Annotated in this window: 14 protein-coding genes; 10 read left to right on the top strand and 4 right to left on the bottom strand. The window is 48.0% G+C overall.

All coding sequences use genetic code 11. The annotated features are described in order from the left end of the window. The first annotated feature begins 163 nt into the window (after positions 1-163). The 5 genes from PSE6802_RS0109870 (at position 164) to arsS (ending at position 4,819) form a co-directional block, all read left to right on the top strand. On the top strand, positions 164-439 hold the full coding sequence (locus PSE6802_RS0109870; RefSeq protein ID WP_019499897.1) for a hypothetical protein: 276 nt from the start codon (positions 164-166) through the stop codon (positions 437-439). A 94-nt stretch (positions 440-533) separates the two neighbouring features. Continuing rightward, positions 534-725, top strand: coding sequence for a PIN domain-containing protein (locus tag PSE6802_RS31875; protein ID WP_019499896.1), 192 nt, complete (start codon positions 534-536; stop codon positions 723-725). A 310-nt stretch (positions 726-1,035) separates the two neighbouring features. Then, on the top strand, positions 1,036-2,172 hold the full coding sequence (locus PSE6802_RS0109865; RefSeq protein ID WP_225902663.1) for a WD40 repeat domain-containing protein: 1,137 nt from the start codon (positions 1,036-1,038) through the stop codon (positions 2,170-2,172). A 61-nt stretch (positions 2,173-2,233) separates the two neighbouring features. After that, the gene (locus PSE6802_RS30940) at positions 2,234-3,808 is read left to right on the top strand and encodes an isochorismate synthase (RefSeq protein WP_019499894.1); all 1,575 of its coding nucleotides are present in this window, start codon (positions 2,234-2,236) and stop codon (positions 3,806-3,808) included. Between the two features lie 15 nt (positions 3,809-3,823). Further along, a complete protein-coding gene (gene arsS, locus PSE6802_RS0109855; protein WP_019499893.1) occupies positions 3,824-4,819 on the top strand; it encodes an arsenosugar biosynthesis radical SAM (seleno)protein ArsS in 996 nt (331 codons plus the stop codon). A gap of 49 nt (positions 4,820-4,868) precedes the next feature. Here the strand turns inward: arsS and PSE6802_RS0109850 are convergent, their stop codons facing one another. Then, the gene (locus PSE6802_RS0109850; RefSeq protein ID WP_019499892.1) at positions 4,869-6,815 is read right to left on the bottom strand and encodes a PP2C family protein-serine/threonine phosphatase; all 1,947 of its coding nucleotides are present in this window, start codon (positions 6,813-6,815) and stop codon (positions 4,869-4,871) included. A gap of 354 nt (positions 6,816-7,169) precedes the next feature. On the opposite strand from PSE6802_RS0109850, the gene hrcA reads away from it, so the two are divergent. Next, on the top strand, positions 7,170-8,285 hold the full coding sequence (gene hrcA, locus PSE6802_RS0109845) for a heat-inducible transcriptional repressor HrcA (protein ID WP_019499891.1): 1,116 nt from the start codon (positions 7,170-7,172) through the stop codon (positions 8,283-8,285). Positions 8,286-8,447: 162 nt separating this feature from the next. Next, entirely contained in the window at positions 8,448-10,025 is a 1,578-nt protein-coding gene (locus PSE6802_RS0109840) for an NAD(P)H-quinone oxidoreductase subunit N (protein ID WP_019499890.1), read from the top strand. 95 nt (positions 10,026-10,120) lie between these two features. On the opposite strand, the gene PSE6802_RS0109835 is transcribed toward PSE6802_RS0109840, so the two are convergent. Then, positions 10,121-10,543 (bottom strand): hypothetical protein, encoded by a 423-nt coding sequence (locus PSE6802_RS0109835; RefSeq protein ID WP_019499889.1) that lies wholly within the window; start codon positions 10,541-10,543, stop codon positions 10,121-10,123. Here PSE6802_RS0109835 and PSE6802_RS0109830 point away from each other — a divergent pair. Continuing rightward, positions 10,537-11,028 (top strand): GNAT family N-acetyltransferase, encoded by a 492-nt coding sequence (locus tag PSE6802_RS0109830; protein WP_202950697.1) that lies wholly within the window; start codon positions 10,537-10,539, stop codon positions 11,026-11,028. The two genes, PSE6802_RS0109835 and PSE6802_RS0109830, sit on opposite strands and share 7 nt — an antisense overlap. A gap of 129 nt (positions 11,029-11,157) precedes the next feature. Here PSE6802_RS0109830 and PSE6802_RS0109825 read toward each other — a convergent pair whose 3' ends face one another. Next, positions 11,158-11,955 carry a hypothetical protein gene (locus tag PSE6802_RS0109825; protein ID WP_019499887.1) on the bottom strand — a complete coding sequence of 266 codons (798 nt, stop codon included), beginning with the start codon at positions 11,953-11,955 and terminating at the stop codon, positions 11,158-11,160. 378 nt (positions 11,956-12,333) lie between these two features. Here PSE6802_RS0109825 and pheA point away from each other — a divergent pair, with 378 nt between their 5' ends. Then, positions 12,334-13,188 carry a prephenate dehydratase gene (gene pheA, locus PSE6802_RS0109820; RefSeq protein WP_019499886.1) on the top strand — a complete coding sequence of 285 codons (855 nt, stop codon included), beginning with the start codon at positions 12,334-12,336 and terminating at the stop codon, positions 13,186-13,188. A 230-nt stretch (positions 13,189-13,418) separates the two neighbouring features. Here the strand turns inward: pheA and PSE6802_RS0109815 are convergent, their stop codons facing one another. Then, complete coding sequence (locus PSE6802_RS0109815; protein WP_026103199.1) at positions 13,419-14,591, bottom strand: TRC40/GET3/ArsA family transport-energizing ATPase; 1,173 nt, start codon at positions 14,589-14,591, stop codon at positions 13,419-13,421. Between the two features lie 143 nt (positions 14,592-14,734). Between PSE6802_RS0109815 and PSE6802_RS0109810 the strand changes: the two genes are divergently transcribed. Next, positions 14,735-15,331, top strand: a complete 597-nt coding sequence (locus PSE6802_RS0109810; RefSeq protein WP_019499884.1) for a Cif family virulence factor — start codon at positions 14,735-14,737, stop codon at positions 15,329-15,331. The last annotated feature ends 2 nt before the right edge of the window (positions 15,332-15,333 follow it).

The raw sequence follows: 15,333 nt of genomic DNA, 5'->3' as shown, positions 1-15,333 counted from the left end.
ATCCGAAAGATTACTAGCGGCGGGTGAACGGGGACGTTAGCTGGCTCATTTTTTGAGCGGAGACAGTGCTTGGAACTGGTCTGTTGGGTAACTATGGTCGGATCGACCATGTCCTTCAGTGAGGGAGTAAAATAGGGACAATCCCTTTCCTTAAGGTTTAGCGATGGACGGAATTATTGTAGAACGACAAAAGCTAATTGAGGTAGTCAGTACCCTCCCTGATGAAGCTTTGCTTGAACTTGCTAGTTTTCTTGATTATCTTCGTTACAAGTCAATTTTGCGAAGAGATTATAGTAATAGTGCTTCCAACTTTCTAGTTGCAATTGCAGGTTTGGGTAACTCTGGACAACCTGATGTTTCAGAACGAGATGAGGAGATTCTACGTAACGAAATCGATCCGATTTATGGCTGGAGTCTCAAGCCGAGTGAAACGGCATGACAGCACTCCTCGACACCACTTTTTTGTTTGCGCTAACTGACCAAGGCGATGTTTTGTATCCAATATCACACCTGATGCGGTTCAGGTTGAGTCTGTGACCACAGAAGATTTGGTACGAGTGCATCAGATCTTGGAGCAGTATTCTGATAATCAGCTTGATTTTACCGATGCGGCGATCGTTGCTATAGCTGAAAGGCTTGATATTACTCGTGTTTATACGCTCGATCGCCGAGATTTTTCGATTATACGTCCAAGTCACTGCAATTACTTTGAGTTATTCCCTTGAACCGCCAGCTAACACTGCGTGGCAGCGAACGGACGAAAGACGCTGGTGCTTCAAGGTTATCTGCCGCCGCTGATTTGAGCCGTTATATCGCGTTACAAACTGCCTGAAGTTTGATGTAGCAATCCTAAATGGTTTGCAAATTATTCCGATCGCATCGTGGAGGGGCAATCCCTCCACGGCGGTACGCATCCTGAAGGGAATCGCCACAGCGGATGGGGTAGGCACGGGGGCACTAACCCCTACAGGTATTTACGCATGAAATAGGATTGCTATAGTTAATACCCAATCCATACGAATTATCCCTGCTACAGTGAATAATGCACCTCACAATATTGCACGTCTTGCTAGTATGCCGATCGCCAGGAAACAGCAAATATTAACGCCTAAACCCCAGTGGCAAGAGACTTTGGGCGAATATGTCACGGCGATCGCCTGGTCGCCCAACGGACAATTCCTGGCGGGGACGACAGCGGCGGGCGAGGTTGTCATTTACCAGGAAAGTAAGCCATTGGCTCAGAGATTGACTGCTCTGCGATCGCCAACTGATGAGTCTATAGACTGCGTGGGATTCTCAGCGGATGGCAAATGGCTGGCGGCGGCGGGTCAAAATGGCAAAATTTATTTGTGGCAGGTGGAAAATAATGAATTTCAACTCGTTACTACGCTAGAACAGGGAAATGAATGGATCGATCGCCTGGCTTGGCACCCCAGCCGCGCCGAATTCGCGTTTAGTTTGGGCAAATACGTCCAGGTTTGGAGTGCTGAAAGTCAGGATATCGTGACAACGGTGAATTTTGATGCTTCATCCGTACTGGCGCTGAGTTGGCACCCCAGCGGTGACTGGTTGGCTGTCGGCGGTTATCAGGGTATTAAAATGTGGCAGGTATCGGACTGGTACGAAGATCCGATTTACTTTGAAATGCCCACTGCTACGGGCGTTATAGCGTGGGATAGCACAGGGCAATACCTGGCCGCTAATACACTCGATAAAACTGTGGTGTTGATCCAGTGGCTGGGTAGGAACTTTGACCCGCAACCCTGGCGCATGCAAGGATTTCCGGGCAAGATCAGGGCATTTGCCTGGTCTGAATTACAGGCAGGAGCAGAGCCGATTTTGGTGACTACTAGCGGCGATGAGGCGGTAGTTTGGCGCAAGCACGCCAACCCCAATATTGGTTGGGAAGGCGAAGTGCTGCGAGGGCATGTTGGCAATGTCAATCTGGTGCAGTTTCAACCCCATACAAATTTGTTGGCCTCAGCCGGGGAGGATGGCATCATTAGCTTGTGGCAAGATGCGTCGGATTGGCAGCAGTCAATTGATGCCTCGACCTCGGAAATTACTTGCTTGCAATGGCATCCCCAGCAGTGCAAACTGGCGGCGGGTAACGATCGAGGTGGCCTTGCCATCTGGCATAAATTTGCTAAGCCGACGGGATTTGGGGCATAGGTGTAGGTAATTTTTCAGTAGATAGTGAATTCTTGCGCAGGATGGGCATTAAAATGTTTTTATGCAACTGGAGCAGCGAATCGTCAAACCTATCACCCATCCCGCGTCTCTGCAAGATTTGATTAGAGTGGCGATCGCTCGCGCTAAGCATCTGGAGCAGCCGATAATCCTTAGCTATACGCAGGCATGGCAGCACGTAGACCCTCTAGCATTTCTAGCTGCCAAGCATAAGGTGGGGCAATACAGGTTTTATTGGCAGCAGCCAGAACAGGGACTCACTTTGGCGGCAGGCGGTATGGTTGCAGATACAGATCGCGCTGCCACTCTAGAGCAGCCAGATTTAAGATTTGACCTGGCCAAGCGTTTTGCCCAACGCTATCTAACCCATGCGGTTGTAGGTGGGGAACCTAATTTAGTCGAGCCAGGAGCCGATCGGGGGGTATTGCCGGGTGCTTATGTATTGGGTGGGTTTTCCTTCCATGATGTCGATCGAGAAACCTGGTATGGGTTTCCGGCGGTGAAGCTGTTTATTCCGCAATGGTTGATGCGGCAAACAACAATAGATGCAGGCGGTGCGTTGTCGGATCCGACATTAACGATTAATCATTGTGTCTATCCCCTGGACGATCCAGAGGATATTGAAGTATCGATGCAGCAATCGATCGCCTACCTGCGTCAAGATTTTCAGCCAAAGATGGTAACGGGGCGATCGCGAAGCGCGATCTTTGCCCAATCGCACTCCCTCAGTCAATTGCTCGATCCATCCCAAAACCAACTGCCCGGTGAATTACAAATTGCCGAAATCGTCGGGGATTTGCCCTGGGCAGATATAGTGCAGCAGGCGGTAGATCGCATTCGGTGCGGCAAGCTAGATAAAGTAGTTTTGGCAAGAGCCTTAGAGGTGACTGCCAGCCGAAACTACGATCCGTTAGAAATACTGGATCGCCTGCGACAGAGCTACCCTGAGTGCATCGCTTTTTTGGTTGATTTTGGTATGGGAACGGCATTTCTAGGAGCTACGCCAGAGATGTTACTGAAATTTCAGACCCGCGATGGTGGCTTGCTGCTTAGTAGCGAAGCAGTGGCAGGTTCGATCGAGCGCAGTTCGTCTGCCGATGCGGACGTGCAGTTGGGCGATCGCCTCCTCAACAGTCATAAGGATCGCAGCGAACACGAAATCGTGATCGAATCTATCTGCAACTGCTTGCATAAGGTGGGGGCTAACCTGCACCCTCTGCAACCACCAAAATTACTGAAGTTATCCAACGTGCAGCACCTGTACACGCCGATCGTGGCGGAATTAGCTAATACAAATTGGTTGGCAGCGTTTGACGTGCTGGCACAACTCCATCCCACCGCTGCCGTGGGTGGCGATCCTAAAGCCACGGCATTACATCTGATGCGGGAGTGGGAAGTGTGCGATCGCGGCTGGTACGCCGCTCCCATTGGGTGGGTGAATAGTAATGGCGAAGGCGCGTTTGCTGTCGGTATTCGCTCTGGATATTTTAGCGATAACAAAGCCAGGATTTATGCAGGGGCAGGCATTGTCTCTGACTCGCAGTTGGATGCCGAATTTGATGAAACTGCGATTAAGTTTGAAGCCCTCCTCCAGGCTTTAGATCCAAATCAAGATTGATATTCTTAAACAGAAATGCACTTGCAAACAGTAAATAACACCACGCCATTTGACCAAAAGCTCGGTGTTCCTCTCACTAAACAAAAGATAACGGTCTTGCAGATTAATCTCGGTAGGCGCTGTAATATTACCTGCAATCATTGCCATGTCGAAGCTAGCCCCAAGCGCACAGAAGAGTTATCGCCTCAGATTTGCGAACAGTTAATTACCCTCATCCAAAAATTTCCCCAGATTCAAACCGTAGATCTCACAGGGGGGGCACCGGAGATGAACTATGGATTTAGAGCGATCGCCGCCGCTGCCAGAGCCTTGAATAAAGAAGTAATCGTCCGCTCTAACTTGACTATTTACTTTGAGGATGGCTACGGCGATTTGCCGGAATATTGCGCCGAACTTCAACTAAGAGTTGTAGCTTCTCTACCCTGCTACCTGGAAGATAATGTCGATAAAATGCGAGGGAAGGGCGTATTCCACGACTCAATTCGAGCGCTCCAATGGCTTAATAGACTGGGTTATGGTACGAATCCGAATTTAGTTCTCGATCTGGTTTACAATCCACCACTACCTGTATCGACAAAGTTCTCGCTTGCTCCTAACCAAAGCAAACTGGAGCAGGACTACAAAGCGCACTTGCGGGAGCATTACGGGATCGACTTCAATCGCCTGTTTGCGATTACCAATTTGCCTATAGGTCGCACTGGGTTACACCTAGAACGCCTCAACCTGTATCAACCCTATCTGGAGTTTCTGGAGTCCAACTTTAACGAACAGACAGTTGAGAATTTGATGTGTCGGAATGAATTATCCATCGATTATCTCGGTAATGTCTACGATTGCGATTTTAATCAGATGGTGGGTTTGCCAGCTAGGGCTGGGAATGGGGAATTACTTAGTATCAGCAAGTTATTGGAGTTGGATAATCTAGATCTAATTTCAACAGTGCAAACGGCATCCTATTGCTATGGCTGCACGGCAGGCAGTGGTTCGAGTTGTGGTGGTGCCTTGTTATAAGTTTATGGTTGAATGGAGGTTGCCAAAGCCATCCTTTTCTTGTCAGGTGTTATTTTTGGGGAACCTGAGGTGTACTTTGAGGTTGCATTAACTGTTTGACAAAGGGGGTCTGGATGGCAGCAAAGATACCACAGCCCATCAGAAAAGCAATTACCACGATGAGGATAATTGATATCAAACTTGTTTGCTCTGGTGCGCTAGAGTCTTCAGAATCATCTTCATCCTCCTCTGTTTCGTCCAGATTGATATCTTCGGATTCTCCCGTTTGTTTTTGTGGAAGGATGTCTGTGGCTTGATATGCCTTGGGGTTGATGTCTTCGACATCGCTTTTAACATCGCCTGCAAAATTCTCAACGTTGCTACTTGGTTCGCTATTAACTGCGTAATCTGCCGGAATTACGGTGGGAACGCTGGGTATTTCCGTAGGAACGCTATCCTCAACATTGTCCAACTGTATATCATCATTGGGATCCAACGGCGTAAGACGACAGCGCATCAAAGCTACAGTAACATTGTCATGACCGTTACGAGTGTTTGCTTCGTTAATTAGACTTCGACAAGCCGACCCCAGCAGTAAGTTATCTGTCAGAATCGGTCGAATGTGGCTATCGTATAGTTCGTTGACGCGCTCGAAATCGCTCAAGCCATCGGAGCACAACAGGAGCAGGCAGTCTTCATCAATTTGGAAGCGTTGAATCCTGGGCACGAGGTTATCCGAAGCTCTGGTACCTAAAGCTTGAATTAGCGCTCCACCATCAACGCGCTGGTGCGAATAAATGTAAAAGTTGTATCCCAAAACAGATTCGCGGGTAGCTACATCATCGTCGAGCGTAACCTGTCTGCAGTTCTGCGGACTTACCCAATAGATCCGGCTATCTCCGACATGGACGATGTAAACTTGATTGCAGACCTGTCCCTGCGAGCGCGGTATGACCGCCATTACCAGGGTAGTACCCATGCGCTGTTGTGCCTGGCGCTGCTGCTGGTCGTTAAGCGCTACGATTTGATTATTAACGACTCTGATGATTGACTCCAGTTGTCTGGAAAAGGCGGCGGGAGAGAACGGCTCTGAGTCGCTCTCGACTTGATGTAAGAGAATTTGGAGCTGTTGCTCGATGGTTTTAATAGCCATGGTGCTAGCTACTTCACCGCCTTCATGACCGCCCAGGCCATCGCAAATGATAGCGACGCGATCGCGCAGGAATTCATTGTGTTGCATTCGATCCTGTTGCTTGGGATCGGGATAGCATGTATCTTCATTGTGATCGCGGCTGGGGCCCTGGTCGGTGCCGCTGGCAACCCGCACCGAGAAGGGTTTAGTTTGGAATTGGGCATTAGCCAATTCATCTAACTGAGCGATCGCTTCATTGACATCCACAGCCTTGCGAGCCAGGGCATAAACGCAATCGGCCAGCGACTCGGCAATTTCCGGCTGCGCTTGAGGTAACCATTCTTTCCACAGATCGCCTAACTGTGAAGGTTCTGCCTCAGTCACGTCGGCTTGCAATTCCAGCAGGCGTACCCAGGATCCATCCACCCGCAACAGGTCACTTTTGAGCAACGTCCGGGTCATATTTTGTTCGGCTAAAGGCTGCCAAAGTTGCAAAACTTGCCACAGCCAGTTGATTTGCCTTAATGCCGAAGCCTTTGCCCAACTTGATGCTAAGGTTGGCAGCAGATGTCCATCTACACTGACCGGGATATTTTCTAAGAGCAAAACCTCAGATAAGCTAAGTTCCTGACCCCATCGCAATAACCCATAGGGTCGGGGTAAGTGCAGGGGCAATCTTGACAGCTTCAGGTAAGAGACAACATAGGAGGGAATCTCGTCAGGACTTTCAGGTAAACGGTATTGTTGCGTGTCGATTACCACTTGAGAATCGTGTATGAGGTAGCGATCGCCCAACATCTTGCCTGGGGGAAATGCTTCGACATCTAGCCCTACTGCCCAAAGGTAGAGTTGTGGAACTTGAGTGGATTGATCGTCTCTATTCATCTAAAAAACCTGTTTTTCCCTACTAAGACCCTTAAATGTTGTTATACCTTCTTGCTGTGTTTTTTATAGCGTAGTTGGCCGGGTTCTATTGCTAGTTGCTTGCGGTTAGTTAATGGTAGCTTTTTTGCACGTATTCAGAAGCATAATTAAGAGCATAATTTAAGTATCTTAGGCGCTGAAACCGTACTGACACCGTAGCACAACTTTTGCTCGCGTCGAGCTTGGGATCGCGCTCGGCAGTCCTAAGATTTTAAAGTTCTTAATGTTCGTCAAGTACCTAATTTCCACCGAATCTGGTTATTCTATTAATCATTAAAGCTTTTTTAATTATTTTTTTGTTTTTGGCAATTTTTAATGGTGCGTTCAATGGTGCAAAGCTCCTCAAACATTACGAAGGCAAACTTAACCACTAGAGAACAAAAGGTGCTTTGGGCAACGGTGAATCACTATATTGCTACGGCTGAACCAGTTGGTTCTAAAGTTTTGGTAGAGGAATATAAATTTGATATCAGTGCTGCCACTATTCGTAATGTTATGGGTGTGCTGGATAAATTTGGCTTACTCTATCAACCCCATACCTCCGCCGGACGAATTCCTTCACACTCGGGTTATAGGGTTTACGTAGACGATCTAATTAGCCCCCCTGACGATTTGTCGTCTCATATGCACCAGCAACTGTCGCAGTCGATGCATTTAACGGAAAATTGCAGCCTTGAAATGCTCTTGCGTAGCGTGGCACATATTTTGGCAACATTGAGCGGCTGTATTGCCCTAATCACGGCTCCGCACGTACATTCCTCTAAAATTCGCCACATTCAACTGATCGAGATCGACGCTAGCAAAGTCACGATCGTTGCCGTTAGCGATTCCTATCACACGGCTTCGGTGTTAGTCGATCTACCTGCCTCTCCTGATACCAGTTCTCTAAGCGAGGAACTGCAGATACTCAATAAATTCTTAAACGCGCACTTACGCGATCGCCAGTGGCATGACCTGGCTAACCTGAACTGGCTCGACCTGGACGCTCAATTTCGCAAATACGCTACTGTCCTGGAGCAGCCCTTACGAGAACTAACCCGTGCTTGCAACCCACCGGAAATGGGGCAGATTTTTATCAGCGGTTTGACGGAATTGTTGCGCCAACCCGAGTTTAGCCAGCTCAGTCAGGTAAAAGCGATCGTGCAGTTGCTAGAGGAAAATCAAGCCGATCTATTTCCATTAATTTTCGAGCAACCAGACTCAACCAACGATCGCAGGCGAGTTAAGGTGAAAATCGGCTCCGAAATCAGCCTGGAACCAATTCAAAACTGTACCTTGATTTCCTGCACCTACAGTAATTTCAATAATAATGAAAGTACGGTAGCGGGCAGTGTGAGCGTGCTCGGCCCTACCCGTTTAGCCTACGAACGAGCGATCGCCTCCGTGCAAGCCGTAGCAGATCATTTATCCGAGGCAATTAACCAGAGGTAAGGCGCATTGGCGATTCGTTACCCCCATAAACAAACCCTATCCCAACCATAGAATAATTGCATCCCTGCATGTGCCTTAAATTTAGGTAATTATTACTTTTTGTTGCAAAAATTGACGCACTTCGCAGCTAGAATGCTTGATGAGAGATAAAGTTAAAAAAAAATGGATTTTGCAAATCTCAGCACCCTGCTTAATGCTGGTGTCATATTACCTGAGCTGATCGTGACTGCAACGCTTGTTGTGGTGCTAACGATCGATCTGATTATCACTAGTGCCCAATCAGCTAAATTCCTGCCCTACGTGGCAAGCATTGGTTTGGTAGGAGCTGTGGCTGCCCTCTATTGGCAATGGACGAGTTTAGATAATCCTGCTTCATTTATTGGTAGTTTCTACGGCGATAAACTCAGCATTATCTTCCGTATCATCATTGCTCTTTCAGCCCTGTTGACAATTTTGATTTCAGTCAGCTATCTGCACCAAGCAAGAGTCGTGCTAGCTGAGTATATCAACATCCTGTTAGCAGCAACCTTAGGTGGTATGTTCCTGGCTGGTTCTAACGAGATGGTGATGATATTTGTTGCCCTGGAAACCCTGAGTATTTCCTCTTATTTGCTCACGGGCTATACAAAGCGCGACCCTCGTTCTAATGAAGCTGCACTGAAATACCTGTTAGTTGGGGCCTCCAGCTCTGCCATATTCCTGTATGGCATGTCTTTACTGTACGGCCTCTCTGGTGGAGAGACGAACCTGATCGATATTGCAGCTAAGCTGCCACACAGCGGCATCAGTTTAATTTTAGCAATGGTTTTTGTGGTTGCGGGTATTGCCTTTAAGCTTTCGGCAGTTCCTTTTCACCAGTGGACGCCGGATGTGTATGAAGGCTCGCCTACGCCTGTTGTCGCTTTTCTGTCGATTGGCTCTAAGGTGGCGGGATTTGCACTTGCGATCCGGTTTATGGTGACGGTGTTCCCCAACATCACGGAGCAGTGGCATTACGTGTTTGTAGTTTTAACCATTCTCAGTATGGTGCTGGGCAATGTGGTGGCGATCGCCCAAACCAGTATGAAGCGCATGCTTGCCTATTCCTCCATCGGGCAGGCAGGATTCGTGATGCTCGGTCTACTGATTGGCACGGAATCTGGTTACTCCAGCATGGTTTTTTACACGCTGGTTTATCTGTTCATGAATATGGGAGCGTTTGCCTGCGTCATCCTATTCTCTCTGCGCACGGGCACCGACCAGATTAGCGAATACAGCGGCTTATATCAAAAAGATCCGCTCTTGACCCTGGCTTTGAGTATTTCCTTGCTATCTCTGGGTGGCATTCCTCCTCTGGCAGGCTTTTTCGGTAAGCTGTATATTTTCTGGGCAGGCTGGCAAGCCAAAGCATATGGTCTGGTGATTTTGGCACTAGTCATGAGCGTGGTTTCCATTTACTACTACATCCGCGTGATCAAGATGATGGTGGTGAAGGAACCTACCGAGATGTCTGTTTCCGTGCAAAACTACCCCGATCTCACAGGTGGTAAAGCCTGGTCGGCAATCGGCATGAGACCGCTACAAGTAGCGATCGTCTTGACGCTGGTATTTACCAGTCTTGCTGGTATTGCCTCCAATCCGCTATTTACAGCGTCAAACCAGTCAGTCCAAGAAACTAAATTCTTGCAGTCCGCCAAGTCAGCGGTTTTGGATGTTACGCCCATTGCAAACTCAGCACCGCTAGATTTGACGGTTCGTTAAACCTGTTAATACACTGACAAATTACAAAAGTAAAAGCTCTGCTTGGCAGGGCTTTTATGCTTCTTAAGCGTTATTTTTATTTGATTGCTCGAAACCTACTTGTTGCTCATCTCGCAGGCTTTGCGCAACAAAAGATCGTTACCATTTCCAGGAGACATAGTTTCAAACGTAGATACCTTGCTACCGAGTAAAGTAGCAGATACATCAAATAAAGGATTGCCCTTGGCATCAAAAGCTGATACGCTCTGCACTTTTGTAAATTGGGGCGCTTTACAAGAACCTCGAAATTGAATCATGGCGCTGTACATCACCCCTTCAAATGGTTTGATGGGTACGATTAGAGCAGAGTAGTTGACAAGATCTCGTTGCTTCGGAACTCTTGACGGCTTGCTACCCATATAGATGATGCCATTGGAACTCCGACTAAGTTCGAGCCAATCTTTAGAATCGGCATAAGCGCTGGAAGCTCCTGTAAATAGGTAGATAGAAGCTAGCAGCAGGGAAATTTTGTTTGGCATGGCGATCGCCCGTAGGAACTACTGGTAAACTCTTAGATATGGAACCTGTCTTCAAGCTTGCATCTGCTTCAAATACAGAGATACTTGTCAATTTGATGAGCGAACTCTACGCACACGAACGTTTACCCTTCGAGGAAAAGGCTGCCCGCTCGACACTAAAACTCATCTTTGACAACGATGCGTATGGTCAGATCCACTTGATCTATATTAACAACGAGATCGCTGGCTATCTAGTCGTGACATTTGGTTTCAGCTTAGAGTTTCGCGGGCGCGATGCTTTCGTTGATGAAATCTATATTCAGGAGAAGTATCGCGGACAAGGTGTAGGAAAGAAGAGTTTAAAGTTGGCTGAGGAGATTTGTCGGACCCAAGGCATTCAAGCTTTGCATTTAGAGGTAGAGCGCGAAAATACCTACGCTCAGGCTTTGTATCGGAGATCGGGATTCATCGACCATGACCGATATCTTCTAACAAAATGGTTGTAATACTAAGTCCGGGTTAATTATTCCTAATATTGCCTGGCGACTGAAAGTCGCGGCTACACAAGCAAAGTCCGCCTGCGCGGACTTCAAGAAAAGAGGGGTAGCCAATAGAGACTCGCTTGTTATAACTCGCTAGAAATAGATCACGCGAGAATCTAACCCTTGCGATCGCATAGTTGTGTTCAATGCCTCTGCGCTCCCGCGATCTGGGAATCCCTGTGCCTCAATGTAAGTTCCTCGTTCGGAAGCCGTCAAGCGAGCATTTGGTGCAATGGTTCGCACTTTTTGCAGCACTGATTCTACGGAGGAAGGCACGATCACGAAATAGCGATTGCGCGAAAGTGTTGGTGGTGGATTGACAGCAGTGGAAGTATCTGGGGAGACAGTCTGCCCAGGTCGGGAGATATCAATAGTTTGACCTTGATTCGGCGTGGAAGGAACTCCTGGCAGTGCCGAGACATTATCGCTAGGACTCGGTATGCCAGTATTAGGATTGCTTGGTAGTGGGGCTTGGGTAATTGGTGGTGTTGCAGTTGGATGTGTAGCGGTTGGGAAACTACTCGGTGCGGTAGCCAACTTGGTTGAGACTTGAGTTACCTGCGCGATGATGCCAGCACTTTTTAACTCTTCAACTCGATGTTGGGCCAGATTCATATTATTGAATCGACCGATCTGCATCACCATTTCACCAGAACTGAGCTGGCTCCGAAAAGCTTCGGGCGCGATCGCTTTAACCTGCTGTACGGTTGCGGGATCGGTATTCGGTACGTAGACCAAATATTGACTAGCCGCATTATAGCTGCTGGGGCTTGGAGTTCCGGCATCCTGAGGGAAAGAAGAATTTTGGGCGGCAACAGTTGTTGTACTAGCTAATGACGCTAGACCTAGCCCCAAAACTACGAACAAACTTTTAGCATAATTTCTCAGCATAAGCATTAATTGCACCCAAATTTGCAAGCGAAGACGTGAGGTAGAAACTCGGGCGATAGTCTATCATGCGCCACCTAATTTAGCTAGCACTACAATTGCTATTTTTCAGAGTTATAGCTATAGCCAATAGGCTTAGGACGGGGTGGGTGTAGGGGTGGAACCCCTGTGTGGGGGCGCAGCTCCCACACCCCCTGTCCTAACAGATCTGTCTACGGCTATAAGAGGTGCTGGTTGACTGACAACAGTTGATGGGCGCTGGCGAATAAATTCGCGCCTACACAAACGAAGTCTGCTTAGCTTTTGCCATCCCCGCTGATGGCGATCGGATTCATCCGAATGCTATATTAGTGGCGCTTTTCGCATGTTTCATCATTATTTATGCCATCAATTGCTTACCTTGGCCCACCTGGTACCTATGCCGAAGCAGCAGCGCTGCTGTATTTAAAGTTATGCTATAGCAACCCAGACGATCGCTTTGATAATTCCCAGCTCTGTCCCTATCCCACGATCGCGCAAGCTATGAGAGCCGCAGCTACAGGTGAGGTCGATGTTGCTGTTGCCCCAGTGGAGAACTCGATTCAAGGCGGCGTGACGATGACCCTAGATGGTATTTGGCAATGGGATAAACTGCAAATTCAACAGGCGTTAGAACTTCCCATTAACCATGCTCTGATTGCGCTCGCTTCAGAAGTTAACCAGGTTAAGGTTGTCTACTCGCATCCCCAAGCACTTGCCCAGTGTCAGCAATGGCTAGAACGCTTTCTTCCTCAAGTACAGATTATCCCAACCGATTCAACTACGGAGGGTCTAAAGTTTGTCGCTAACGACTCCACCGTAGCTGCGATCGCTTCGCAACGCGCCGCCGAATTGCACGATCTGCCGATATTAGCCTCTCCGATCAACGACTACCCCGACAATTGCACGCGATTTTGGGTTCTAGGACTAACCCCACCGACGACTCGCGGTACGCATACATCGCTTGCTTTCAGTACTAAACAGAATATTCCCGGCGCGCTGGTGCGCCCATTATCCGTATTTGCCGATCGCAACATTAACATGAGCCGTATTGAATCGCGTCCAGCCAAAAAAACCTTGGGCGACTACATCTTCTTTATCGATATTGAAGCAGCAGTAGAAGAAGAACGAGTCCAATCGGCTCTGCACGAACTATTGGAGTTTACCGAAACTTTAAAAGTATTTGGTAGCTATGCGATCGCAGGCACGGACAACTAGCAAAAAATCAGCACTATAGCGGTTTTTAATTGAGAACGGGTTTTATTTTTGGGGTGAAGGGGTGGAACCCCTTCTTGGGGGCAACGCCCCCAAACCCCCTACTCCTTCCGATCTGAAAACCGCTATAACCAGGAACTTGACTATTAATTCACGACAATAACACAATAAGGGAGCTAGCAGCGATCGCCGATCGCGACGACGGTGGGATATCTGAGCTATGCGATCGCCAATTAGGCGAAGCGAATCTTCAGGTAATCATCTTCCATCTTGGCTCCTGAAGGCTGTAATAAAGATAGAGCTTGGGGCAGTACTAGATTGCGACGATGATTGCCGATACGGATATTTAACTCGTCAGCGGTTTTAGTTAATTCAATCTTTTCTTTGGGTACGCCTGGTAGATAGAGATCGAGGCGATATTTTCCGTTTTCCTCAATCACTCGCAGGGTGTTCTCCTTGTAGTAAACCTGGGTCGGATCTTCTGAGCCGTAGAGAGTCTCTTTCAGTCTTTCTAGCGCAGCCAGCCCGCACATCTCCTCAGAATAGAGTGGAATTTGTTTCACCGGCAACGGATGAAAATCAGTATGAATTTGCTGGCAATATTCCTTTTGAGATTCCTTCCACGCCTGGAAAAAAGCATCCTGAACTGTGTCGGGGATAATGCGATTGGCAATCACCAGATCCGTAGCCACATTGTAGAGACTGAGATAAGAATGCGCCCTGAGAGATTCTTTAATCACCATCTTTTCAGGATTGGTCACCAGACGCACCGTGGTGGTGGTATTGTCGGTCAGCACCTTCTCCAATGCTTCCAGTTCCTCATAAAACTCGTAAGGTGCATCCATCACATCCTTGTTTGGTAAAGAGAAACCCGTAACCCGCTTAAAAATTGGCTCGAATACAGGACTGAGTACCTGTGCCATCCCCTGTAACGGTTTGTAAAACTTGCGCATGTACCAGCCCGCCACCTCGGGCAGCGATAGCAGCCGCAACGCCGTGCCAGTGGGTGCAGAGTCGATAATCAATACCTCAAAGTCCTTGGCATCGTAGTGTCGTTTCACCCGCACCAGTCCAAAGATTTCATCCATACCGGGTAAAATTGCCAGCTCCTCTGCTTGCACGCCCTCCAGTCCCCGCGCCTGCAACACTTCGCTGATATAACGCTTAACTGCCCCCCAGTTTCCCTCTAACTCTCGCAGCGCGTCTAATTCCGCACCCCACAGATTTGGACGTACCTCTCTAGGATCGTGAGCTAGCTCCATGTCAAAGCTATCCGCCAGGGAATGGGCGGGATCCGTACTCAGAACTAGGGTTTTATAGCCAAGCTCGGCACAGCGCAACCCAGTAGCCGCTGCCACGGATGTTTTGCCTACGCCACCCTTACCTGTCATTAAAATAATTCGCATTTATTTTAGTCGTAATTTGTTAAAAAACTTTACATCCGCCAGCCCATTCTAGCACCAGCTCGGGTTTGTTGTGTGGTTGGTATTGCTGTATGCTCTTATATAGTGCAGTTTTATCGATATTAGGCAACAATTGGGAGTAACGCATGAACTTTAGACGGCTAATTGGAGTTGTGCCAGCGACGCTTGCAATGGGGATGGTTTGTCTGGCTCCAGCGATCGCGGTCGAGAAAAACAAACAACTGTTTATTGAGTCTCCCGATCGCAGCGATCGCAAGATTAGCGAGGCTGAAATCCAACAAATTTTCGATGACATGGTGGCAGCAACCGAGCGTAAAGACGTTGATGGGATAGTCAAATTTTTAATCCCTTTTGCCACTTCCAAGAACACGGTGCGGCTGTGGACGGCTGGCAAGGCAAAGGAAATAGTTTCGGTTCTAAAAGGTGCCGAGGAACAAAGACAAGCTACGCAGGAAAGCTTTGTCAACATTGATAGCTTTGACTTTCTCTATCATGACGTAAAAATAAGAGTTTCGCCAGACCGCAAGACAGCATTTGCCAACGTCACGAGTATAGTAGATGCCAGAACGGTCAAGGGGCCAAGATTGCTGATTTCATCAACCAGCACCACTAAGTTTGCCATCTTCAGAAATGAGGTAAAAATCATCTCTGAGGAATCAACTTCAGATGTGGAAATCCCCCCCGCTTTTCAGCCAACGGTTTATAACGTTCACTTCAAATAATT

The sequence above is a fragment of the Pseudanabaena sp. PCC 6802 genome (assembly GCF_000332175.1).
Lineage (GTDB): Bacteria > Cyanobacteriota > Cyanobacteriia > Pseudanabaenales > Pseudanabaenaceae > PCC-6802.
This window is presented reverse-complemented; position numbering and strand designations above follow the sequence as displayed.

Coding starts and splice junctions, on each gene's coding strand:
- PSE6802_RS0109870 (WP_019499897.1), top strand. CDS start 164: ATGGACGGAATTATTGTAGAACGACAAAAGCTAATTGAGGTAGTCAGT.
- PSE6802_RS30940 (WP_019499894.1), top strand. CDS start 2,234: ATGCAACTGGAGCAGCGAATCGTCAAACCTATCACCCATCCCGCGTCT.
- arsS (WP_019499893.1), top strand. CDS start 3,824: ATGCACTTGCAAACAGTAAATAACACCACGCCATTTGACCAAAAGCTC.
- PSE6802_RS0109850 (WP_019499892.1), bottom strand. CDS start 6,815: ATGAATAGAGACGATCAATCCACTCAAGTTCCACAACTCTACCTTTGG.
- hrcA (WP_019499891.1), top strand. CDS start 7,170: ATGGTGCGTTCAATGGTGCAAAGCTCCTCAAACATTACGAAGGCAAAC.
- PSE6802_RS0109840 (WP_019499890.1), top strand. CDS start 8,448: ATGGATTTTGCAAATCTCAGCACCCTGCTTAATGCTGGTGTCATATTA.
- PSE6802_RS0109835 (WP_019499889.1), bottom strand. CDS start 10,543: ATGCCAAACAAAATTTCCCTGCTGCTAGCTTCTATCTACCTATTTACA.
- PSE6802_RS0109825 (WP_019499887.1), bottom strand. CDS start 11,955: ATGCTGAGAAATTATGCTAAAAGTTTGTTCGTAGTTTTGGGGCTAGGT.
- pheA (WP_019499886.1), top strand. CDS start 12,334: ATGCCATCAATTGCTTACCTTGGCCCACCTGGTACCTATGCCGAAGCA.
- PSE6802_RS0109815 (WP_026103199.1), bottom strand. CDS start 14,591: ATGCGAATTATTTTAATGACAGGTAAGGGTGGCGTAGGCAAAACATCC.
- PSE6802_RS0109810 (WP_019499884.1), top strand. CDS start 14,735: ATGAACTTTAGACGGCTAATTGGAGTTGTGCCAGCGACGCTTGCAATG.